General features: G+C 41.4%; 17 protein-coding genes. 14 read left to right on the forward strand and 3 right to left on the reverse strand.

The features are described from left to right. The first annotated feature begins 230 nt into the window (after window positions 1-230). Window positions 231-1,082, forward strand: coding sequence for a GGDEF domain-containing protein (locus tag G596_RS0117415; RefSeq protein ID WP_022763104.1), 852 nt, complete (start codon window positions 231-233; stop codon window positions 1,080-1,082). Between the two features lie 134 nt (window positions 1,083-1,216). Next, on the forward strand, window positions 1,217-3,505 hold the full coding sequence (locus G596_RS0117425; RefSeq protein WP_196805252.1) for an EAL domain-containing protein: 2,289 nt from the start codon (window positions 1,217-1,219) through the stop codon (window positions 3,503-3,505). A 6-nt stretch (window positions 3,506-3,511) separates the two neighbouring features. On the opposite strand, the gene G596_RS24140 is transcribed toward G596_RS0117425, so the two are convergent. Next, window positions 3,512-4,318 carry a Cof-type HAD-IIB family hydrolase gene (locus tag G596_RS24140; RefSeq protein ID WP_022763107.1) on the reverse strand — a complete coding sequence of 269 codons (807 nt, stop codon included), beginning with the start codon at window positions 4,316-4,318 and terminating at the stop codon, window positions 3,512-3,514. A 162-nt stretch (window positions 4,319-4,480) separates the two neighbouring features. Here G596_RS24140 and G596_RS24145 point away from each other — a divergent pair, with 162 nt between their 5' ends. Together G596_RS24145 and G596_RS0117440 are read left to right on the forward strand one after the other, a co-directional pair. Beyond that, window positions 4,481-6,037 (forward strand): GGDEF domain-containing protein, encoded by a 1,557-nt coding sequence (locus G596_RS24145; RefSeq protein WP_022763108.1) that lies wholly within the window; start codon window positions 4,481-4,483, stop codon window positions 6,035-6,037. 77 nt (window positions 6,038-6,114) lie between these two features. Continuing rightward, complete coding sequence (locus G596_RS0117440) at window positions 6,115-6,960, forward strand: PHP domain-containing protein (protein WP_022763109.1); 846 nt, start codon at window positions 6,115-6,117, stop codon at window positions 6,958-6,960. A gap of 56 nt (window positions 6,961-7,016) precedes the next feature. On the opposite strand, the gene G596_RS0117445 is transcribed toward G596_RS0117440, so the two are convergent. Next, window positions 7,017-7,574 carry a hypothetical protein gene (locus tag G596_RS0117445; RefSeq protein WP_022763110.1) on the reverse strand — a complete coding sequence of 186 codons (558 nt, stop codon included), beginning with the start codon at window positions 7,572-7,574 and terminating at the stop codon, window positions 7,017-7,019. Between the two features lie 174 nt (window positions 7,575-7,748). Between G596_RS0117445 and G596_RS0117450 the strand changes: the two genes are divergently transcribed. The 6 genes from G596_RS0117450 to G596_RS0117475 all read left to right on the forward strand — a co-directional run bounded on the left by G596_RS0117450 (window position 7,749) and on the right by G596_RS0117475 (window position 17,763). Next, entirely contained in the window at window positions 7,749-9,389 is a 1,641-nt protein-coding gene (locus G596_RS0117450) for an ABC-F family ATP-binding cassette domain-containing protein (protein ID WP_022763111.1), read from the forward strand. A 141-nt stretch (window positions 9,390-9,530) separates the two neighbouring features. Beyond that, window positions 9,531-10,400 (forward strand): phosphoribosylaminoimidazolesuccinocarboxamide synthase, encoded by an 870-nt coding sequence (locus tag G596_RS0117455; protein WP_022763112.1) that lies wholly within the window; start codon window positions 9,531-9,533, stop codon window positions 10,398-10,400. A 111-nt stretch (window positions 10,401-10,511) separates the two neighbouring features. Beyond that, window positions 10,512-11,384 carry an aldo/keto reductase gene (locus G596_RS0117460; RefSeq protein WP_022763113.1) on the forward strand — a complete coding sequence of 291 codons (873 nt, stop codon included), beginning with the start codon at window positions 10,512-10,514 and terminating at the stop codon, window positions 11,382-11,384. Window positions 11,385-11,552: 168 nt separating this feature from the next. Then, window positions 11,553-12,434, forward strand: a complete 882-nt coding sequence (locus G596_RS0117465) for a glycerophosphodiester phosphodiesterase family protein (RefSeq protein WP_022763114.1) — start codon at window positions 11,553-11,555, stop codon at window positions 12,432-12,434. 101 nt (window positions 12,435-12,535) lie between these two features. Then, window positions 12,536-15,172 (forward strand): pyruvate, phosphate dikinase, encoded by a 2,637-nt coding sequence (gene ppdK / locus G596_RS0117470; RefSeq protein WP_022763115.1) that lies wholly within the window; start codon window positions 12,536-12,538, stop codon window positions 15,170-15,172. 179 nt (window positions 15,173-15,351) lie between these two features. Then, on the forward strand, window positions 15,352-17,763 hold the full coding sequence (locus G596_RS0117475) for a glycoside hydrolase family 3 protein (protein ID WP_022763116.1): 2,412 nt from the start codon (window positions 15,352-15,354) through the stop codon (window positions 17,761-17,763). 96 nt (window positions 17,764-17,859) lie between these two features. Here G596_RS0117475 and G596_RS0117480 read toward each other — a convergent pair whose 3' ends face one another. After that, window positions 17,860-18,159, reverse strand: coding sequence for a hypothetical protein (locus tag G596_RS0117480; RefSeq protein ID WP_022763117.1), 300 nt, complete (start codon window positions 18,157-18,159; stop codon window positions 17,860-17,862). A gap of 130 nt (window positions 18,160-18,289) precedes the next feature. Between G596_RS0117480 and G596_RS0117485 the strand changes: the two genes are divergently transcribed. From G596_RS0117485 to G596_RS24150, 4 genes are all read left to right on the forward strand, one after another. Further along, on the forward strand, window positions 18,290-19,186 hold the full coding sequence (locus G596_RS0117485) for a metallophosphoesterase family protein (RefSeq protein WP_022763118.1): 897 nt from the start codon (window positions 18,290-18,292) through the stop codon (window positions 19,184-19,186). Window positions 19,187-19,341: 155 nt separating this feature from the next. Next, entirely contained in the window at window positions 19,342-19,626 is a 285-nt protein-coding gene (locus G596_RS0117490; RefSeq protein WP_022763119.1) for a co-chaperone GroES, read from the forward strand. A gap of 83 nt (window positions 19,627-19,709) precedes the next feature. Beyond that, window positions 19,710-21,332, forward strand: coding sequence for a chaperonin GroEL (groL, locus tag G596_RS0117495; protein ID WP_022763120.1), 1,623 nt, complete (start codon window positions 19,710-19,712; stop codon window positions 21,330-21,332). Window positions 21,333-21,629: 297 nt separating this feature from the next. Then, the gene (locus G596_RS24150; RefSeq protein ID WP_022763121.1) at window positions 21,630-22,652 is read left to right on the forward strand and encodes a response regulator transcription factor; all 1,023 of its coding nucleotides are present in this window, start codon (window positions 21,630-21,632) and stop codon (window positions 22,650-22,652) included. Window positions 22,653-22,657: the final 5 nt, after the last annotated feature.

Genomic DNA, 22,657 nt, shown 5'->3' on the forward strand with positions numbered 1-22,657 from the left:
GTTCTTTGGGATGCACTAAGCATCCCAAAGGTTCATGCCGCTCTGCGGCATAACAGAAACCTCTTCCGACGCAGAGTCGGTGGTGGTAGTTCATTGAAAACTATCTTAAAAAAATCTAAATTGCGCCAATTGTGAATAAGATAAGTTTATAATAAAAATGTATGATTATATTATTGGGGAGTTATGCGATAAGACACTGATAATGAGCACATATAGCAGGAGACTTCATTATGTGGATCGAGTTTTCCGACATAATAGGTATTGCAATAGTTATTTATGTTGCTGTGCTTGTTCGAAATAATAAGCATCTGAGAAAAGATGCCAGATTCGGCATCCTTTTTTCCGGTGCGATGCTTGCCGGTCTCTACTGCCTTGATATGTTGTGGTATGTGCTTCAATATACACTTCCGAACAATGTGTCAACCGATTATATTCTAAATCTAGTTACTTGCATTATTTATCTGCTGATACCGGTGGGACTTAGTACCTTTTTTATAATATATATACAAAGAGGCAGGAGACTCAGACATTTCGTGGGACTTATCCTTATGCTGATTCTTGCGATATCGGACATAGCCAATATCTTCACTCCGATTGTTTTTTATCATAAAGATTCCTACATGGTTTTCAGACCCTTTGGACTGGTTATGCATATACTATGTTTTGGGGCTTTTATGATATTCCTTGCGGATATGGTTATTGCCACGGCTTTTGATTATGAAAACATCTTTCTTGCAGGATTTGTCGGACTTACAATGCTCTTGGGCTTCCTTGCGTCATGGATTAACTATGATCTTAAAACTTTGTGGGTAGGACTTGGGATAGCGTATCTGCTTATGTATCTGGCGGTATCTGAGCTTTACAACAAAAAGGATGTTATAACGAATCTTCCAAACAGAAATGCCTACGATAAAACTATGGCATATATTAAAGACAAATATAATGCTATTTTGATGGTCGATATGAACGATCTTAAAAAATATAATGACACCAAGGGTCATAAAACCGGAGACCGTTATATCTACGCAACGGCAAGGACTCTGGCAGATGCTTTTGAAGGTCATGGAAGGCTATACACATGAGCAGGTATATGATAAGGCAGACAGAATGATGTACGCAAATAAGGATATGACTAAGGAGAAGGCGCATGGTTCTTTATCTGACAAGTAGTTTTATCCCATATAAAGTGCAGGGGGCTCGAGAAAAAGCAGAACCCTTGGATAACTACGGCTTTTTTGATGAACTTAAAACTGAATGGCCTAAAGACGCAAAACTCCTCTATGTGCCTTGCAATCCGGAGAAGGTTAAAGAAAACGGGAAAAAAAGGCAGATCATTCTGGATATATTTGCTTCTGCAAATTTATCTGTCAGTGAATGTAAAACTCTAACGGAAGAGGATTCGGCTAATGACATGGTGGCATGGTCAGATGTGATATTCCTCGCAAGCGGTCATGCTCCGTCGCAGCTTGCATTTATGAAGCGTATAGGATTAAAGGAAGCACTTTCGGGATATGATGGCGTTATTATCGGACAGGGTGCAGGTGCGATGAATGCTGCATTCTATGTGTATCATACGCCGGAACTTGAAGGTGAAGCGGTAGATCCCAACTATGTCAGGTTTTCGGATGGCCTGGATCTGACTAACATTCAGATAATTCCTCACAGAGATTATATAAGAGAGCGAAGTGTGGATGGTCTGAATTTAATAGATGATATTGTTATTCCTGACAGCTTTGGCTGTAAATTTTATCTGATATCCGACGGCAGTTATTTTAAAGTAAAAAACGGAGAGACCTCGTTTTTCGGAAAAGGTGAAGTAATTGAAGACGGAGTTATTTATCCCGTTAAACCGGGAAAAATTATTCCGTTTATGAGTTATGTTGAACAGCCTGTGATAAGAAGCCTTATTTCCGAAGGCTATGACATGATCTTTGCTGTAGAAAAGAATGAAGAAAGATGTGAGGTCTATCATTTGGATATGAGCTTCTGGGGAATTTTCACAGAGAGCAGATTCGATTATAAAGAAATATGCAAAAGACTTTCTCAGACACTTGTAAAGGAGGAGCAGGAGATATTCCTTGAACAGGTCAGAATATCCTCAATACAGGAAGAACTGGCGAAGCGAGGCGAGTTTGTAAGAACTGTTCATGTGGATTATGAGGATGGTCGCCGCGCTAAGAACATCAGGGCAAAGGAAGTTCCGGGGTATCCGGACTGGCTGATGATTATTTATATTGACATAACATCTGTTCTTGATTATGACTGGATGACAGATGAATATGCAAGGACAGGCTTTTTGGACAGAGCAAAGCTCTTCCTGTCCGAATTGCACCGAGATGACCACTATTCACTCGTGTTTGCTAATGTAAAAGGGCTGAAAGCCGTAAATGAATTGTTTGGCAATCAAAAGGGAGATCTTGTAATATTCCAGACGAGGGATGCCCTCAGAAAGTATCTTCATCCTGTTCTTATGGGGAGACTGGAGGGGGATAACTTTGCCCTTATAACTGCGGATGAGAACCTTGTTGAAAAAAATATAAAATCGATGTGCCGGCAGGTTTTCAGGACTGAATCCATAAAATACAGCTACGAAATATACTGCGGAATTTTCCGTATAACAAATCCGAGAGTTGGTATATCCGCTATTTTGGACGGGGCGAAGCTCGCTGAAAAGAGTATTCGAAACAACAAGCGAAATCAGCTGTTTGCGTACTATGATGATTCGATGAAGGAGAATTATGTAAAGCAGAGATTCCTGTTGTCGGATTTTGAACGTGCACTGGCAGATAATGAGTTTATGCCGTATTATCAGCCCATAGTCAATGCGAAGACAGGAGAGATAGTCAGTGCGGAGATGCTTATAAGATGGCAGCACAGAGATCTTGGTATGGTATCTCCCGGAGATTTTATTCCTATTATTGAATCGGAGGGAAAGACAGCTATTCTTGATAAATTCATGCTTGAAAGCGGGATTGATTTTATTGAAAGGTGTTATGCTGCCGGAAAAATGGCGGTACCCTGTGCGATTAATCTCTCCAGAGTTGATTTTTACGATTCATTATTTATGGAAAATATATTCGAATCAATAAAAGGCAAGAAGATAGAGCCTGCTATGGTCAGATTTGAGGTAACTGAGTCTGCCTATGCGGATCTTGAGACAAAGGCTCTTGAATATCTTGGCAAACTAAAAAAGCATGGAATTCAGATCCTTCTTGATGATTACGGAAGCGGTATGAGTTCATTATCAATGCTTGAAACCTTTGATTTTGATATTATAAAACTCGACATAGGCTTTATTAGGAAAATCGGTATCAACAAGAAATCCGAATCCATAATTATTTCTACGATAAAGCTCGCACATTCCATAGGTGCCAAGGTTACGGCTGAAGGAGTGGAGAATGAGAAACAGCTTAAGTTCCTTCAGGATGCGGACTGTGACTATATTCAGGGATTCTATTTTTACAAGCCTTTGCCCGAAGCTGAATTCGAGAAATTGCTTAAATAGAGAGTTTTAAATATTCGCCAGAAGAATTTTTGCAAGGCCGTCGTTATTATTATCGGTTTCGGTGATAATATCGGCGGCTTTTCTTACATCATCTGTTCCGTTGATCATTCCGATTCCAAGACCTGCGGCTTCGATCATTGAGATATCGTTTTCTTCGTCACCTGCCGCCAAAGTGTTTTCATGAGGAATGCCCAGGTAATCTGCAAGCCTTGTAACTGCGCTTCCTTTTCCCGCCTCTGAATTAAATATTTCGAGATAGTAGGGATTGGAGTACAGAAGAGTAAGCTTATCTCCGGCAAGTTCTTCGACAGCAGCTTTGAAACGATCTATTTTTTCTCTGTCATGAAGCTCTATTCCTATTATTTTGCAGGGGATATCGGTGAGAGCAGAGTTTATGTCTTCTGAAACTATATATGGGGTATGTATCACTCTTCTATAGTATTTAAGCTCTTCATCCTCGGCCGGAGTAACTATATTTTCATCTGTATAGGTGTGGCAGTGAACACCGTATTCTTTTGATAAAGCAAAGATGTCGGGAATCATATCAAAAGGAATACCGGTTCTATATACATCTTTCTTATTGTCGCAGTCAAAGATCTGTGAACCGTTATAGGCAATAAGGAAACTTCCGGGGAAAAACAGATTATTTTCTCTCTGTACAGACATTGCACTCTCTAAAGCACGACCTGTATTAATGGCAAAATGATTACCGGCATTTGTAAATTGTATAAGGGCCTCCATGGTAGCGGGAGACACCTTTTTTTCTTTGGTCAAAAGCGTACCATCCAAATCTGTGAAAAAAATCTTGCTCATATAAAACTCCGTTCAAAAACAAAATGACAATACTTTTTGCATTATAAACTTTTACATCACATCTGTAAAAGTTTATTTTTTTATAAGATTACGTTTATTTTGATACTAGTTTTGGCGCATATAATGAAAGTAGGGGACTTTAGCCATAGGGAGCATTCGCTTATGAAGAAAAGATTCGGGCTTCTGGCAAGATTTACTATTATTTTTCTTTTATTCATGATAATTATGATAGTAATCAGCGCGGTAGCTACCTATATGATCCAGGAAGACAACTACACATTGCAGCAGGAGAGGCGAATCAAGGAAGTTACTAATTGTCTTGAAGCTTTAATTGAAGCTGACGGAGATGAATTCAGGCTTATGCAGGAATATTTCCTTGAGAACCATGAGAGCATAGTCATCCCATATGATTACGACGGCAATTATATTCCTGCCAGAAACGAATGGGAGAGAATATTTTCCGAGCAATACGGCGGAGAAGTTTTTGAGAAAACCATAGCGTTTTCTGATATGACTGATGAAGCTAAAATAGCTTTTACTACATATAAATATGAGCAATGGCTGAATATATTTGAAGAATTTAATGAGGAGTTTGGTACTGAATATGTTTATTATCTTGTACCGACAGATACGCCACCGCTTATGTACTATGTCTTCGACGGACTCAGAACAGAAAAGGTAGTAGACGGAAAGAGTATCATGGAGTTCGATTTTGATGTGGAGGTTCCTGAAGACAGTTATCCCAAGCTATGGGAGACATATCAGACTGGAAAAAGTCCCAGCGGCTATGATTCCTATGATAATCAGTTCGGCAAGACTTATGGATACTATACTCCTCTATATGTAAGCGGGGAGATGATAGGCATAGTATGTGCGGATATCACCGTGGAAGCGGTCAACAAAGGAATTCTGAATAACACTATTAAAGAAGTGGTAATAGTGGCTGTTATTTTATTGCTATGTATGTATAGCATGCTGTGGTTTATAAACCACCAATACATTTTAAAGCTTCGTAAGATGGAAAAGTTCATGGACGAATATGCAGATAATAAAGAGGTTTCCACGGCTGATAAATTCGATAACATCAGTTTGGGAAACCATGAGATTACAAATCTCGCAAGAAGAACAGCTGCTATGATTCGTGAACTTAACGATTATATGCTGAACCTGATGAAGACCTCAAAGGAGCTTCATAGCACCAAGGAACATGCAGCAGAGATGGCGGAGCTTGCTCATAAGGATGCCCTTACGGGAATCCGTAACAAGACAGCCTATGACAAAGAGATAATAAAGCTGGACAGGGAGCTTAGGCGTAATCCTGATGTTGAGTTTGCTATTGCCATGATTGATCTTAATTTCCTGAAACGCATAAATGACAATTATGGTCATGAGCAGGGGAACATAGCAATTAAGAGACTTTGCGATATCGTATGTAAAATCTTCTGTCATTCGCCTGTATTTCGTTTGGGCGGAGATGAATTTGCCGTGGTATTATGGGGAAGTGATTTTAATAACAAAGATGCACTTCTTAATGAGTTTGCGAATAAATTAAAAGAGATGGAAAAAGATGATACTCTTAAGCCCTGGGAAAAAATATCAGCCGCTATTGGACTTGCAGTATATTCACCGGGAATTGATGAGAATGTAAGTGATGTATTTAAAAGAGCTGACAGTATGATGTATGAAAATAAGAAAGAGATGCGGGCAACGAGAGACTGATAGTATGTTAAAATAGTAACTGCGAAAAACGAAGATTATTGCTACTGGTTATATAATTTGATTATACGGAGACAGGTATGAAAAAAGTTGACTTACACACTCATTCTACGGCTTCGGATGGGACCTACAGCCCCTCCGAGCTTATCAGGTATGCCCATGAAATTGGGCTTTCTGCAATAGCTCTTACCGATCATGATACTATTTCCGGCCTTTCGGAGGCGATAGAAGAGGGAGATAAGTATCCTGATCTTGAAGTAATTCCCGGTATCGAATATTCAACTGTAAGAAATGGCAAGGATGTTCATGTGGTCGGCCTTTATATCAATTATAAGGATGATGATTTCAAAAGATCACTTCAAAGCTTTATTGATTCCAGGGAAGAACGCAACAGGAAAATGTGTAAAAAGCTGACAGACGCCGGAATGCCGATAACCTATGAGGAACTGGTGGAGAATAATCCCGGAGCTGTAATTACGAGGGCTCATTTCGGAAGACTCCTTCTTGCAAAGGGTTATACAACAAGCATTAAGGAGGCGTTCGACAGATTCATCGGAGATCATTGCCCATGCTATGTACCCAGGGAAAAAATAACACCTGAAATGGCAATAGAGCAGATTATTTCAGGTGGCGGAATTCCGATTCTTGCCCATCCTGTACTATACGGACTTGGAAGAGATGCGATGGATGAGCTTGTTCATTCAATGAAGGATGCGGGGCTTGTGGGTATCGAAGCGATATATGGAACTTATACTGCCCAGGATGAGCGCGACATGAAAAGTATTGCGGCTAAGTACAACCTTCTGATAAGTGGCGGTTCGGATTTTCATGGCGGAAATAAACCGCATATAGATCTTGGCTGCGGTACCGGCAGGATGGTTGTTCCGTATGAGGTGGTGGAAAAGATTAAAGAGTATAGGAAATAAAAACAGCATCGTCAGTATGGCGATGCTGTTCTTTCTATATATTCTGTTTCTGAAAATTATTTAATTTTGATTCTTGCAGAAGCGGACTTAGTCTTCTTGCTGGCAACTAAGGACAACTGAAGATAAAGAGTCTGTCCTGCTTCAAGAGTGACTTTTCCGGTTCTCTTGGCAAGATAATTTTTATACTTTCTGGAGCCTACATTCAGCCAATTGTGCTCTTTTCCTTTTGTGTCAAAATAAGCAAAATCAAGAACGTCTGAATCTGAATTTACAGGACGGGTCTGTCCGAAAAGTGATCCAAGGCAGCTTTTTGCACCCTTTGCTTTTATATTGCTGACTGTAATGGTGTATGTTCTTGATTCCGGTGCTACGAATTTTACATAGCCCTCACAGAAAACACCTTCGGTTTTTTTGACAACAACATTGTGAGTGCCCTTTGATATTTCTGTTGAGATTGGCTCTAACTCAGAAGCGCGTGTAGCGAATTTGTGTGCTACAGGTTTAACAGTCTTAACCTTAGCTTCTACTGTTAACGGCATAGCGAGTACAAATACCATTGCCATTACGAGTGATAATACTCTTTTCATTACCCCAATTTTGTTTCTTGTTTTCATACTTTTTCCTCCATAGAAATAAAATGAATAGTTCCCCTCACATACGATAATAATTTAACGACTTTCAAGGTATTTTGTCAATAAATAGACATTGCATTTTTGAGGGGTATCAAATATAATACCAAGTTGGTTACTTAATTATAGAAGAAACACGATCGGAGGTAGTTTTTCAATATGATCAGTGCAAACAATGTCACACTAAGAGTCGGTAAAAAGGCTCTGTTTGAGGATGTAAACATAAAATTCACCGAGGGCAACTGTTATGGAATAATTGGTGCCAACGGTGCGGGAAAATCTACTTTCCTTAAGATATTATCAGGTAAGCTTGAGACCACAAACGGAGATATTGTTATTACTCCCGGCCAGCGTCTTTCCTTCCTGGAACAGGATCACTTCAAATATGATGAGTTCACTGTACTTGATACGGTTATCATGGGCAACGCCCGTCTCTATGAGATCATGAAGGAGAAGGATGCTATTTACGCAAAAGAAGACTTCTCCGATGAGGATGGTATTCGCGCCAGTGAGCTTGAAGCTGAATTTGCTGAAATGAACGGATGGGAAGCTGAGTCAGATGCAGAGAGCCTTCTTAACGGCCTTGGAATCGAGACTGAGTTCCACTACAAGCTTATGAAGGAACTTGATGGTAATCAGAAGGTCAAGGTACTTCTTGCGAGAGCGCTTTTCGGTAATCCCGACATTCTGCTTCTCGATGAGCCTACCAACCACTTGGATATGGATGCTATAGCATGGCTCGAGGAGTTCCTTATCAATTTTGAGAACACTGTTATTGTTGTATCCCATGACCGTTACTTCCTTAATAAGGTATGTACTCATATCGCTGATATTGATTATGGTAAGATTCAGCTCTATGCAGGTAACTATGATTTCTGGTATGAGTCTTCACAGCTGATGATTCGTCAGATGAAGGAAGCCAATAAGAAGAAGGAAGAGCAGATCAAGGAACTTAAAGAGTTCATTGCAAGATTCTCAGCTAACGCAAGTAAGTCTAAGCAGGCTACTTCACGTAAGAAGGCTCTCGAGAAGATTGAGCTTGATACAATTAAGCCATCTTCAAGAAAATATCCTTATATCGATTTCAGACCTGAGAGAGAAATCGGAAACGAAGTACTTACAGTTGACGGAATCAGCAAGACTGTTAACGGCGAGAAGGTTCTTGATAATATTTCATTCGTTGTTCAGCATGATGACAAGATCGCATTTGTCGGTGGAAATGAGCTTGCAAAGACAACTCTTTTCCAAATTATTTCCGGCGAGATTGAGCCCGACGAGGGTACTTATAAATGGGGTGTAACTACTTCACAGGCTTACTTCCCCAAGGATAATTCAAGCGAGTTTGACAATGACTATACAATCACCGAGTGGCTTACAGGCTATTCCGAGATTAAGGACGTAACCTATGTCCGCGGATTCCTTGGCCGTATGCTCTTTGCCGGTGAGGATGGTGTTAAGAAGGTTAAGGTTCTCTCCGGAGGTGAGAGAGTTCGCTGCATGCTCAGTAAGATGATGATAAGCGGTGCAAACTGCCTCATCTTTGATGAGCCTACTAACCATCTTGATATGGAATCAATCACAGCGCTTAACCAGGGTATGATCAAGTTCCCCGGTGTTGAGCTTTTTGCCTGCCGTGACCACCAGGTAGTTCAGACAACAGCAAACAGAATAATGGAAATCCTGCCTGACGGCTCACTTATCGATAAGCGCTCTACTTACGATGAGTATCTCGAAAGTGATGCGATGGCAAGAAAACGTACAGTTTACAGCACTAACGAAGACGAAGATAATGATGACTGATCATTATGTATGCATATGAAGTTGTTTTTGGGAAAAAGAGCCTACGGAGCAACTGAATATAAAGCCTTCCCCTCTGGGGAAGGTGCCTGCGTAGCAGGCGGATGAGGTTAACAACGTTAAAGCCAAAGGGAGGAAAGAAGTATGCAGGAATATAGTCCGGTAAAAGAAGGTAAGGTTCGTGAGATTTATGATGTAGGTGATGCACTCATTATGGTAGCTACCGACAGAATCTCAGCATTTGATGTAATCCTTAAGAACAAGGTTGAGAAGAAGGGCACTGTTCTTACCCAGATGTCAAAGTTCTGGTTTGATTACACTAAGGATATCGTAAGCAACCACATGATCAGCACAGATACCGCTGATATGCCCGAGTTTTTCAGAAAGCCTGAGTTTACCGGCAACAGTATGCTCTGCAAAAAGCTTACAATGCTTCCCATTGAGTGCATTGTCCGCGGATATATTACGGGTAGCGGCTGGAACAGCTATAAGGAAAACGGAACCGTATGTGGAATAAAACTTCCCGAGGGACTGAAGGAATGTGACAAGCTCCCTGAACCTATCTATACTCCTTCCACCAAGGCTGAGATCGGTGATCACGATGAGAATATCGACTTTGAGCGTTCTGTTGAAGTGCTTGAAAGAGATTTCCCCGGACATGGTCAGGAATACGCAGAAAAGCTCCGCGATTATACTATCGCTCTTTACAAAAAATGCGCTGATTATGCTCGCACAAAAGGTATTATTATCGCAGATACCAAGTTTGAGTTTGGTCTTAACGAAAACGGTGAGGTAGTTCTTGGTGATGAGATGCTTACTCCCGACAGCAGCCGTTTCTGGCCTGTAGAAGGTTATGAACCCGGAAAATCACAGCCCTCATTCGATAAGCAGTTTGTAAGAGACTGGCTCAAGGCTAACCCTGAAAGCGACTACAACCTTCCTCAGGACGTAATCGATAAGACTATCGCTAAGTATGAAGAAGCCTATGAACTTTTGACCGGAAAGAAACTGTAATATAAAATAATACATGATATTAAACAGCATTGTCGAATAAATGATAATGCTGTTTTTTTTATGCTATTATTTAGTAGACATTTTAATTGATTATGAGCAGGAGGGAGCAGAATGTCATTATCGACACAATTTAAATTAAATAACGGAACTTCAATTCCATGCCTGGGATTTGGTACTTACAAAATTAAAGATCCGAATGAAGCTTATCAGTCTGTGAAAACAGCTCTGGAACTTGGGTATATTCATATTGATACAGCAGCTTTTTATGAAAATGAGAAGTATGTAGGCAATGCAGTTAAGGACTATATTCAGGCTTCGGGATGCAAGAGAGAGGATCTATTTGTGACGAGTAAAGTCTGGAAGACGGAAGCCGGTTACGATAAGACACTTCGTGCGTTTGAGAAAACAATGGATGAGATAGCTCTTGATTATCTTGATCTTTATCTTGTTCACTGGCCTTCTTCATATGCTTTTGACGACGATTGGGAAAATACAAACAGATCAACCTGGAAAGCCATGATGGAGATATATAAGAGTGGCAGAGTAAAAGCTATCGGAGTGTCCAATTTCCTAACTCATCATCTGAACGCACTTATGGATTCGGAGATCATACCTGCAGTTGATCAGATTGAGATTAATCCGGGATTTATGCAGGCGGACACAGTGAAATTCTGTCAGGACAACGGTATTCTTGTGGAAGCCTGGAGTCCGCTCGGCCGTGGCAGATCACTGGAACATCCTGTTTTGGTGGAATTGGCGGGAAAGTATGGTAAGAGTACGGCTCAGATAATCCTAAGATGGGATTTGCAACATGATATTTTGCCGCTTCCAAAGTCGGTGCATGAGGACAGAATTAAGTCTAATTCTGAAATATTTGATTTTGAACTTTCTAACGAAGATATGGCAAAAATAGATGCCTTGGAGCCATATGGAAACTCCGGACATTCACCGGATGAAAAAACTATTCAAAAAGGCCGGAATTAAGTGTGAATTAGTTGTAAAATAAGCTTTTTATAGTGATTATTATCAAAAATGTCAAGATTTTTGTAAAAAAAGTCTTGACATTCGTTTTTTTTGTACTTGTCAAATTTTAAGTTAGATATTAAAATATCCTAGGCGTTTTAAATAAGGGTTTGAAGGAAGTTATGTAATATGTTGAAAACTCTTCTGATTATAATAGTAGTTTTGGTAGTTCTTTACCTTTTGGCGATCATGCCAAGGATGATTGGAAGACCGTCAGCAGAGAAACTTCTCAAACAGAACTTGTACGCACACAGAGGATTGCACGACAATAATACAGAAGCACCTGAGAATTCAATGGCTGCTTTTAAAAAGGCTGTCGATGCGGGGTATGGAATAGAGCTTGACGTTCAGCTCACTAGGGATGGGGTTCCCGTAGTTTTCCATGATTTTACATTGGCCAGAGTAGCCAGATATGAAGAGGGACATGTACCTGAGGATGCCGTAAGGAATGAGGACGGTAGCCTTGGGGTAGCAGGTAAGGTGATAGATTACACCTATGAAGAACTGCAGCAGTTTCATTTGCTTGAATCTGATGAGAAGATTCCGAAGTTTGAAGACTTTCTTAAACTTGTGGATGGCAAGATTCCGCTTATCATTGAGCTCAAGATAGAACTGTTTGATGTTTCGGTATGTGCGGTAGTGGATAAGATTCTTCGTGGCTATACCGGAGTGTATTGCATAGAGTCGTTTAATCCGCTTGGATTATACTGGTTTAAGCGTCATCACAAAGATATTTTCAGAGGACAGCTTTCGGAGGAATTTTTCAGAGAACCTGAGAAATTATGGCATACACCTTTGTATTATGCACTCGCATTCCTCATATTTAATTTTCTTACAAGACCTGATTTTGTGGCATATAATCACAAATATCAGCGCAACTTATCAAGGAAGCTTTGCCGCGGATTATATAAGAATACAGCGGCAGCCTGGACGATAAAGAGCCAGGAAGAACTGGATAGGAACCGAGACTTCTTTGATATCTTTATTTTTGAGGGATTCATTCCTTCATAATCAATTGGTAATTACTATGTACGACATAGTTAATTATAAAAATGTAACATAAATGGAAAGGGTTTTACCGAATCGAATAATCGGTAAGAAAGGTAGTGAACATGGCAAACAAGTGGGTTTATATGTTTAGCGAAGGTGACATGACAATGCGTAACCTTCTCGGTGGTAAGGGTGCTAACCTTGCTGAGATGACAAGCATTGGTCTTCCGGTACCACAGGGTTTCACAATCACAACTGAGGCCTGCACACAGTACTACGAGGACGGACGTAAGATTAACGACGAGATCATGGCTCAGGCTATGGAAGGCGTTAAGAAGATGGAAGAGATCAACGGCAAGAAGTTTGGTGATCTTAACAATCCTCTTCTTGTATCTGTTCGTTCAGGTGCTCGTGCATCTATGCCTGGTATGATGGATACAATTCTTAACCTTGGTCTTAATGACGAGGTTGTTGCTGCAATGATCAAGGGCAATCCTGATCCTGCATTCGAGCGTTTCGTATATGATTCATATCGTCGTTTCATCCAGATGTTCTCAGACGTTGTTATGGAAGTAGGTAAGAAGTACTTCGAGCAGCTCATCGACAAGATGAAGGAGCAGAAGGGTGTTAAGTTTGACGTAGATCTTACAGCAGCTGATCTTAAGGAGCTTGCTGAGCAGTTCAAGGCTGAGTACAAGAACCAGCTCGGTTCTGATTTCCCTTCAGATCCTGTAGAGCAGCTTAAGCTCGCTATCGAGGCTGTATTCCGTTCATGGGATAACCCTCGTGCAAACGTTTACCGTCGTGACAACGATATCCCTTATTCTTGGGGAACAGCTGTTAACGTAATGCCTATGGTATTCGGTAACCTTAATAATGAGTCTGGTACAGGTGTTGCATTCACACGTGACCCTGCAACAGGTGAGAATAAGCTTATGGGTGAGTTCCTTATCAACGCTCAGGGTGAGGACGTAGTTGCTGGTGTTCGTACACCTATGCCGATCGCTCAGATGGAGAAGGAATTCCCTGAAGCATACGCTGAGTTCATCAAGGTTTGTGATACACTTGAGAACCACTATCACGACATGCAGGATATGGAGTTCACTGTTGAGAACAAGAAACTCTATATGCTTCAGTGCCGTAACGGTAAGAGAACAGCTCCTGCTGCTCTTAAGATCGCTTGTGACCTTGTTGATGAGGGACACAAGACTCCTGAAGAAGCTGTAGCAATGATCGATCCTCGTAACCTTGATACACTTCTTCATCCTCAGTTTGACGCTGCTGCTCTTAAGGCTGCTACTCCTATGGGTAAGGGTCTTGGTGCTTCACCCGGAGCTGCTTGCGGTAAGGTTGTATTCACAGCTGATGATGCTGTAGCATGGGCTGAGAGAGGTGAGAAGGTTATCCTTGTTCGTCTTGAGACATCACCTGAAGATATCACAGGTATGAAGGCTGCTCAGGGTATCCTTACAGTTCGTGGTGGTATGACATCACACGCTGCCGTTGTTGCTCGTGGTATGGGTGAGTGCTGCGTTTCCGGATGTGGCGACATCAACATGGACGAGGAGAACAAGAAGTTCACACTTGCTGGAAAAGAGTTCCACGAGGGAGACTTCATCTCTATCGACGGTACAACAGGTAACATCTATGATGGCGTTATCAAGACTGTAGACGCTCAGATCGCTGGTGAGTTCGGTCGTATCATGGATTGGGCTGATCAGTTCAGAAAGCTTAAGGTTCGTACAAACGCTGATACACCCGCTGATGCTAAGAAGGCTCGTGAGCTTGGTGCTGAGGGTATCGGTCTTTGCCGTACAGAGCACATGTTCTTCGAGGAAGACAGAATTGCTGCATTCCGTGAGATGATCTGCTCTGACACAGCTGAGGAGAGAGAAGCTGCTCTTGAGAAGATTCTTCCTTATCAGCAGAAAGACTTCAAGGCTCTTTATGAGGCACTTGAGGGCTGCCCTGTAACAATCAGATTCCTTGATCCTCCGCTTCATGAGTTCGTTCCTACAACAGAGGAAGACATTAAGAAGCTTGCAGATGCTCAGGGTAAGAGCGTAGAGGAGATCAAGGCTATCATCGCTTCTCTTCACGAGTTCAACCCTATGATGGGTCACAGAGGATGCCGTCTTGCAGTTACATATCCTGAAATTGCTAAGATGCAGACTAAGGCTGTTATCCGTGCTGCTCTTGAGGTTCAGAAGGAGCATGCTGATTGGAACGTTAAGCCTGAGATCATGATTCCTCTTGTATGTGAAGTTAAAGAGCTTAAGTTCGTTAAGAAGGTTGTATGTGAGACAGCAGATGCTGAGATCGCTGCAGCTGGTGCTAAGCTAGAGTATGAGGTTGGTACAATGATCGAGATCCCGAGAGCTGCTCTTACAGCTGACGAGATCGCTGCTGAGGCTGACTTCTTCTGCTTCGGTACAAACGACCTTACACAGATGACATTTGGATTCTCTCGTGATGACGCTGGTAAGTTCCTTAACGCTTACTATGATGAGAAGATCTTCGAGAACGATCCTTTCGCTAAGCTTGATCAGACAGGTGTTGGTAAGCTTATGGATATGTCACTTAAGCTTGGTAAGCCCGTTAATCCTAAGCTTCACGTTGGTATCTGCGGAGAGCACGGTGGAGATCCTTCATCAGTTGAGTTCTGCCACAAGATTGGCCTTGACTATGTTTCATGCTCACCTTTCCGTGTACCTGTTGCAAGACTTGCAGCAGCTCAGGCAGCTATCGCAAACAAGTAATTTTTGCCTAAGGCTTAAAACTTGTTCGGTGTGAATGAGTAAAATATAAGAGATTCCCCTTTTGTTTAATGCAAGAGGGGAATCTTTTTTTAGGTGTAAATGTGTATTTAAACATACATGAAATACAGCTATAATAATTGCATATATACTTTTTATGAAAAGCTTATGGAGGTTATGCAATGGGAAAATGGTCCAGAATAATGTATCATCCGAATCTTCCTTTAGGAGAGGATGGAAATAAGGTTACTGCTTCTGCTGAGCATATAGAGATTTCTAAGAATGCTGCAAAAGAAGGTATGGTTCTTTTAAAAAATGAAAAGAGTATACTGCCTCTTGCAAGAGGACAAAAGGTCGCTCTTTTTGGAAAAGCAACGATAGATTATGTAAAGGGAGGCGGCGGATCAGGTGATGTTACCGTTCCCTACGTTACAAACCTCGCTGAGGGATTTAAGAAACTTGGAGCGAGGGTTTCTCTTTTCGAAGATTCTATTGATTTTTATGAGGATTATGTAAAAGGATTATATAAGGAAGGCAAGATGCCGGGACTTATAGCAGAGCCTGCGCTTCCTGAGGATATTCTGACTAAGGCAAAAGCGTTTACTGATACTGCAATTATTTCAATCAGCAGATATTCGGGTGAAGGTTGGGACAGAAAGAGTGATAAGGTAATCGATCGCACTTTTAAGGGAGTGGATCAGCCCCTTATAGATATGACCAATGGCATTTTTGAAAGAGGTGACTTTTACCTTTCAAAGGCTGAAGAGGAGTTACTCAATTCTGTAAGTAAGGCTTTCGAGAAAACTGTTATAGTATTGAATATCGGCGGCATGTTTGATGTTTCATGGATTAAAGACAGCAAGGACATAGACGCTGCTCTTATCGCATGGCAGGGCGGCATGGAAGGCGGCCTTGCTACAGCTGAGCTTTTATGTGGACTTGGGAATCCCAGTGGTAAACTGGCGGATACCTTTGCGAGGAACCTCTCTGATTATCCGGGAACAGAACATTTCCATGATTCTGATGATTATGTTGAATACGAAGAGGATATCTATGTAGGCTATAGATATTTTGAGACAATCAAGGATGCATCCGATAAGGTAATATATCCCTTCGGATATGGTCTTTCATACACAGACTTTAGCGTAAGCCGCGTCAAAATAAGAGAAGACGACGGCATAATCACTGTGAAGGCAAATGTGACAAACAATGGTCAATATGCAGGAAAAGAAGTGGTTCAGATCTATGTTTCGTCGCCGCAGGGCAAGCTCGGAAAACCTGAGAAAACACTTGTAGGTTTTAAAAAGACTGCTTTACTTGAGCCCGGACAGACACAGAGGGTAGTAGTTGAATTTCCTGTTGATGTTTTTGCATCCTATGATGACCTTGGAAAGATTCAGAAGTCTGCTTACGTCCTTGAAAAGGGAAGATATAAATTTTTTGTAGGGACAGATGTAAGAAATGCAAGATCTGCTGAGCAGGAATATGTCCTTGATGATAATAAGATTGTGTGCCAGCTCACCCAGAAGATGGCTCCTGTTGCTTTAAAGAAGAGACTTCTTGCGGACGGTACATATGAAATGTTAGAGCAGGGAGATGCTTCTAAATATAATGAGAATGAGCTTACACCTCTTTCCGAAGATGAACTGGAAGGTATGTCACCTGCAATTAGACCTGAAAAGTCCGTGAACCGTTATAAGCCCGCAGACAAACCTCAGTTTATCGATGTTTTCACAGGGAAAATTTCTATTGATAAATTCATAGAAGGATTATCGGATGAAGATCTGGCATGGCTTGTAGGAGGGCAGCCAAATACTGGTGTGGCCAATACCTTTGGATACGGAAATAATAATGAATTTGGTATTCCTAATGTTATGACAGCTGATGGACCTGCCGGCCTAAGAATTCAGCCTCATGTTGGTGTTAAGACAACAGCTTTCCCATGTGCAACACTGCTTGCATGTACCTGGGATCCGGAAGTGGCAACTATGGTTGGAATTGCCGGAGGAGAAGAGGTTAAGGAGAATAACATCGGAGTATGGCTGACACCTGCAATGAATATTCACAGATCGCCTCTTTGCGGCAGAAACTTTGAGTATTATTCAGAAGATCCACTCCTAACCGGAAAGATGGCTGCCGGAATGGTACGTGGAATTCAGAGTAACCATATTGCTGCGACAATAAAGCATTTTGCTCTGAATAATAAAGAGACCAATAGAAAGGACAGTGATTCACGAGCATCTGAGAGGGCAATCCGTGAGATTTACTTAAAGGGTTTTGAAATTGTGGTAAAAGAGGCTCATCCCTGGAGTATAATGACATCCTACAATATCATAAATGGAAGACGAGCTTCGGAAAACGAGGATATGATAAACGGAATTCTTCGCGGAGAATGGGGCTTTGATGGCATGGTTACTACCGACTGGTGGACCCACGGCGAGAATTATAAAGAATGTAAGGCCGGAAATGATATGAAGATGGGATGCGGATATCCCGACAGAATAATAGCTGCTCTTGAAAAAGGCGCCATCACACGAGATGAACTAAACAAGGCAGCTAAGAATATCCTTACATTAATACTGAGAATTGATTAAATAAAAATGCCTTCCCCAAGGGAGGTGATAGTGATATAAAAAAGCCTTCCCCCCATGGGGGAAGGTGGCAGCGAAGCTGACGGATGGGGGGTCACCTCATGAATCCTTCACAACAACTTTTCCGCCGTTTTTAACACTGTCCTGCTCAAGAAGTTCAACGGCAGATGCAGCAATTTCATAATACATTGCGGCATTGTCGCCTATATCAGCCATCTTTTTCATGTTGGTTTCACAGAATTTCTTTGCCTCGGCAATATCACTTTGTGAAAAGACTTTACTCCCGCAATAAAGTGTACCGGTTGAGGGGTCAAAGTGAGAATCTTTCTTCTTTGCTTCTCCACTCATGCCCATGACACCTGCCAGAGAACGGATTAAATCTTCACGATTGTCTGCCATAATTAACCTCCATTCGAAGATGCGATTATTGAACCAACTTATGAATATATTTTCGCACAGAGGTTATTTTTTGACTATTAACTACTTATTATAAAAATATAAAAAACTTGAGAATAGATTGGAGAAACTATTGGATATTGCAGTATTCGGTGATATTCATGGAAATCACTCAGCCCTTCAGGCCTGTATAGATTATTGCATGGGGAAGGGGATAACTAATTACATTTTACTTGGAGATTATATTTCGGATTGCCCGGGCGTAAGAAAGACAATGGATCTCATATATGTGCTCAGACAGTATTTCACGTGCTATACTGTTCGCGGAAATCGCGAGGAAAGCATGCTGAATTACAGAAAATCCGGTGAGAACGGTTGGATGAAAGGCTCAGGAAGCGGCGCTCTTCTTTATACATATGAGCAATTGACAGAGAAGGATTTTAATCTGTTTGAGGAACTTCCGATTTACGGAATATGGAATCCGAAAGGTTCGGCAGGCTTTGAATATTGTCACGGATCACCGTCAAATGCGTCGGAACTTCTATTCGGGGATAAGAGAAACACCAAGCGCACACTTAATAAAATAAAAACAAACATGCTCCTGCATGCACATACTCATGTACAGGAGTGCTTTTTATACAGAGAAAAAAGAGCGGTGAATCCCGGAGCTATGGGACTTCCCAGAAATAAGAACTGCTATGCTGAGTTCGCCATTATCCACAGCGGTAAGACCGGTTGGGAGGAAGAACTGGTACAGGTAAAATATGACAGGCATGAAATCCTTAAGGAATTTCAGTCAAGCGGTCTTATGGAATATGCACCTGCATGGGCGGCAATAACTATGCATACAATCAGAACCGGTGTGGATCTAAGCGAATCCATTCTTCTACAGGCGATGAAGCTTTGTGAGGAGGACAGGGGAATGGTAAGATGGCCGGCAATACCTGAGCAGTACTGGGCAGAGGCTCTTAAGGAAAACTATGTGGATTTGTCGGGCAAGGATATCCCGCGCCCAAAGCATAATAATTAAAACACTATTTCTTTGCATTTCTGCAAATATTCACATGTGGGTATTGCATTTTTTATCGTGTGTGGTAATATATTTCTTGGTGATTAGCACTCGAATCATATGAGTGCTAACAATAAAAAGTCAATAATATGTTGAAGATATAAGGAGGCAAAAAAATGAAGTTAGAACCACTTGCAGACAGAGTCGTACTTAAGGCACTTGAAGCTGAGGAGACAACTAAGTCAGGAATCGTACTTCCCGGTGCAGAGAAGGAGAAGCCGCAGCAGGCAGAGGTTATCGCTGTAGGCCCCGGCGGAGTCGTTGATGGTAAGGAAGTGAAGATGCAGGTAAAGAAGGGTGACAACGTTATCTATTCCAAGTATGCAGGAACAGAGGTTAAGCTCGACGACGTTACCTACATCATTGTTAAGCAGAACGATATACTCGCTATCATTAAGTAATTATCTCATCTAGGCCTTCTCCTTGGGGAGAAGGTGCCCGAAGGGCGGATGAGGGGAAAAACAATATACGGAGGCATATAAAAATGGCAAAGACAATTAAGTACGGTGCTGACGCCCGCACAGCTATGGTAGAAGGCGTTAATAAGCTTGCAGATACAGTAAGAGTAACAATCGGACCTAAGGGAAGAAATGTAGTTCTTGATAAGAGCTATGGTGCACCCACAATCACAAACGACGGTGTTACAATCGCAAAAGAGATCGAGCTTGAGGATGCTTATGAGAACATGGGCGCTCAGCTTGTTAAGGAAGTTGCTACAAAGACTAACGATGTAGCAGGTGACGGTACAACAACAGCTACAGTACTTGCACAGGCTATGATCAATGAAGGTGTTAAGAATCTTGCAGCAGGAGCTAACCCTATTGTTCTTAGAAAGGGCATGAAGAAGGCTACAGATGCAGCAGTAGCTTCTATCAGCAAGATGGCTACAAAGGTTAAGGGCAAGGATCAGATCATGAGAGTTGCCGCTGTTTCATCAGGTGATGATGAAGTTGGTCAGATGATCGCTGACGCTATGGAGAAGGTTTCCAATGATGGCGTTATCACAATTGAGGAATCCAAGACAATGCTCACAGAGCTTGATCTTGTAGAAGGTATGCAGTTTGATCGTGGTTATATCTCAGCTTACATGGCTACAGATATGGACAAGATGGAAGCTAACCTTGATGATCCTTTCATACTCATCACAGATAAGAAGATTTCCAATATCCAGGATATTCTTCCTCTTCTTGAGCAGATTGTTAAGACAGGTTCTAAGCTTCTTATCATCGCTGAGGACGTTGACGGTGAGGCTCTTACAACTCTTATCGTTAACAAGCTCCGCGGAACCTTCAATGTAGTTGCTGTTAAGGCTCCCGGCTATGGTGACAGAAGAAAGGCTATGCTTGAGGATATCGCTATTCTTACAGGTGGTAAGGTTATCAGCTCTGACCTTGGTCTTGAGCTTAAGGATACTACAATGGATGATCTTGGTCGTGCTAAGAGCATCAAGGTTGAGAAGGAGAAGACAACAATCGTTGATGGCCTTGGCAATAAGGGCGACATTCAGGCAAGAGTTGCTCAGATCAAGAAGCAGATTGATGACACAACTTCTGATTTTGATAGAGAGAAACTTCAGGAGAGACTTGCTAAGCTCGCCGGCGGTGTTGCAGTTATCAGAGTAGGTGCTGCTACAGAGACAGAGATGAAGGAAGCTAAGTATCGTATGGAGGATGCTCTCAATGCTACAAGAGCAGCTGTTGAGGAAGGTATCATCTTTGGTGGTGGTAGTGCATACATTCATGCTTGCAAGGATGTTGAGAAGGTAGCTGCTTCACTTGAGGGTGATGAGAAGACAGGTGCTAAGGTAGTTCTTAAGGCACTCGAAGCTCCTCTTTACCATATTGCAAACAATGCCGGTCTTGACGGATCTGTAATTGTTAACAAGGTTAAGGAGTCCAAGAAGGGAATTGGATTCAACGCATACTCAGAGGAGTACGTTGATATGATCAAGGATGGTATCATTGACCCTGCAAAGGTTACAAGAAGTGCCCTTCAGAATGCTACATCTGTTGCATCAAGCTTCCTTACAACTGAGGCAGCTGTTGCTACAATCAAGGAGCCCGTACCTCCGATGCCTGTAGGCGGTGCAGGAATGGGAATGATGTAATCCATAAGGATGAATCAACCATAATGTTAAATTAGATATAGATCGCATTATCTAAAAAAATAGGAAGACAGTCTATCGATTTATTCGAAACAGATTGTCTTCCTTTTTGATTTACAGCAAATTCATTATATTGGTACATATTTAATATGCAGTTAATAGTTTTTTTGTTCATATAAAGCTAAAATATTTATAATGTAGGGATTCTATGTACACAGTGGGGGCATCCGCGGAAAATGTTTTTCCTGTAAGCTCAGTTAGACGATGGTGTCTTGGTGAGAGCAAACTTGGAGGTTCGAAGTGAAGAAGATACTGATAGTTGACGATGAACTTATGATGCTGAAGATAGCGGATCGTGCACTTAAGAATGATTATGAGACTATCCTGGTTGATTCCGGAGAAGCTGCTGTTGAATTGTTTGTCAGAAACCTTCCGGATATGGTTATCTCGGATATTAAGATGCCTTCTATGTCAGGCTATGAATTGCAGAGATTGATAAAGTCCAAGGCAGGAGTGAATGTTCCATTTATTTTTCTTACTTCCGATGACAGTAAAGAGAGCGAGAATAAAGGACTTGAAATGGGCGCGGCCGATTATATTAAAAAACCGGTCAGGGCCGATGAACTTCTTTCAAGAGTAAACAGAGTTTTTGACAATGCAGCCGGTAAAACAGTTTCAGATAATGATAATACAGATATTTCAAAAACAGATCCAAAGGACAATGAATTTATAGACCGGGAACTTGAAAAACTTCCCGAATGGATAATTGAAGAACCGCTGATCGATGCCCGGGAGGGGATAAAAAACTGTGCTTCTGCCGAGGCATATCTTTCATCAATCGATATTTTTATAAGACATATTTCGAATAATATTGAAATACTTGAAAAGTGTTTTGCAGAAGGTGACATAGAGAATTATACGATTAAAGCTCACGGGCTCAAAAGTACATCCAGAATAATAGGATGTATGACTTTATCAGCTAAGGCCTTAGAGATGGAAAACGCAGCGAATGAAAATAACATTGAGTTTATAAAGAATAATCATATCGCTTTTATTGAAGAATGCAGAAGGCATGAGAAAGCACTTTTGGATCGGACAAAAGAGGAGGAGAAGGAAGAAATATCTGATGAGGAGGTCCAGGATGCACTTATGGCAATAAGAGAGTTTGCTATAGAAGAAGACTTTGATATAGTTCAGTCAATAGTGGATTCTCTTATGAAACGTGCTTTAAAGCCTGAAGACTATAAGAAAATATCTTCGATAAAAATCTATCTGAATAGTCTTGAGTGGGATGAAATTCGTAATATTACCAATGCCATCTGAGGGGG

Source organism: Butyrivibrio sp. AD3002 (assembly GCF_000420905.1).
GTDB lineage: Bacteria > Bacillota > Clostridia > Lachnospirales > Lachnospiraceae > Butyrivibrio.

What these genes read in the sequence shown, in the direction of transcription:
- G596_RS0117415 (WP_022763104.1), top strand. Translation starts at nt 231, where the DNA reads ATGTGGATCGAGTTTTCCGACATAATAGGTATTGCAATAGTTATTTAT.
- G596_RS24140 (WP_022763107.1), bottom strand. Translation starts at nt 4,318, where the DNA reads ATGAGCAAGATTTTTTTCACAGATTTGGATGGTACGCTTTTGACCAAA.
- G596_RS24145 (WP_022763108.1), top strand. Translation starts at nt 4,481, where the DNA reads ATGAAGAAAAGATTCGGGCTTCTGGCAAGATTTACTATTATTTTTCTT.
- G596_RS0117440 (WP_022763109.1), top strand. Translation starts at nt 6,115, where the DNA reads ATGAAAAAAGTTGACTTACACACTCATTCTACGGCTTCGGATGGGACC.
- G596_RS0117445 (WP_022763110.1), bottom strand. Translation starts at nt 7,574, where the DNA reads ATGAAAACAAGAAACAAAATTGGGGTAATGAAAAGAGTATTATCACTC.
- G596_RS0117450 (WP_022763111.1), top strand. Translation starts at nt 7,749, where the DNA reads ATGATCAGTGCAAACAATGTCACACTAAGAGTCGGTAAAAAGGCTCTG.
- G596_RS0117455 (WP_022763112.1), top strand. Translation starts at nt 9,531, where the DNA reads ATGCAGGAATATAGTCCGGTAAAAGAAGGTAAGGTTCGTGAGATTTAT.
- G596_RS0117460 (WP_022763113.1), top strand. Translation starts at nt 10,512, where the DNA reads ATGTCATTATCGACACAATTTAAATTAAATAACGGAACTTCAATTCCA.
- G596_RS0117465 (WP_022763114.1), top strand. Translation starts at nt 11,553, where the DNA reads ATGTTGAAAACTCTTCTGATTATAATAGTAGTTTTGGTAGTTCTTTAC.
- ppdK (WP_022763115.1), top strand. Translation starts at nt 12,536, where the DNA reads ATGGCAAACAAGTGGGTTTATATGTTTAGCGAAGGTGACATGACAATG.
- G596_RS0117475 (WP_022763116.1), top strand. Translation starts at nt 15,352, where the DNA reads ATGGGAAAATGGTCCAGAATAATGTATCATCCGAATCTTCCTTTAGGA.
- G596_RS0117480 (WP_022763117.1), bottom strand. Translation starts at nt 18,159, where the DNA reads ATGGCAGACAATCGTGAAGATTTAATCCGTTCTCTGGCAGGTGTCATG.
- G596_RS0117490 (WP_022763119.1), top strand. Translation starts at nt 19,342, where the DNA reads ATGAAGTTAGAACCACTTGCAGACAGAGTCGTACTTAAGGCACTTGAA.
- groL (WP_022763120.1), top strand. Translation starts at nt 19,710, where the DNA reads ATGGCAAAGACAATTAAGTACGGTGCTGACGCCCGCACAGCTATGGTA.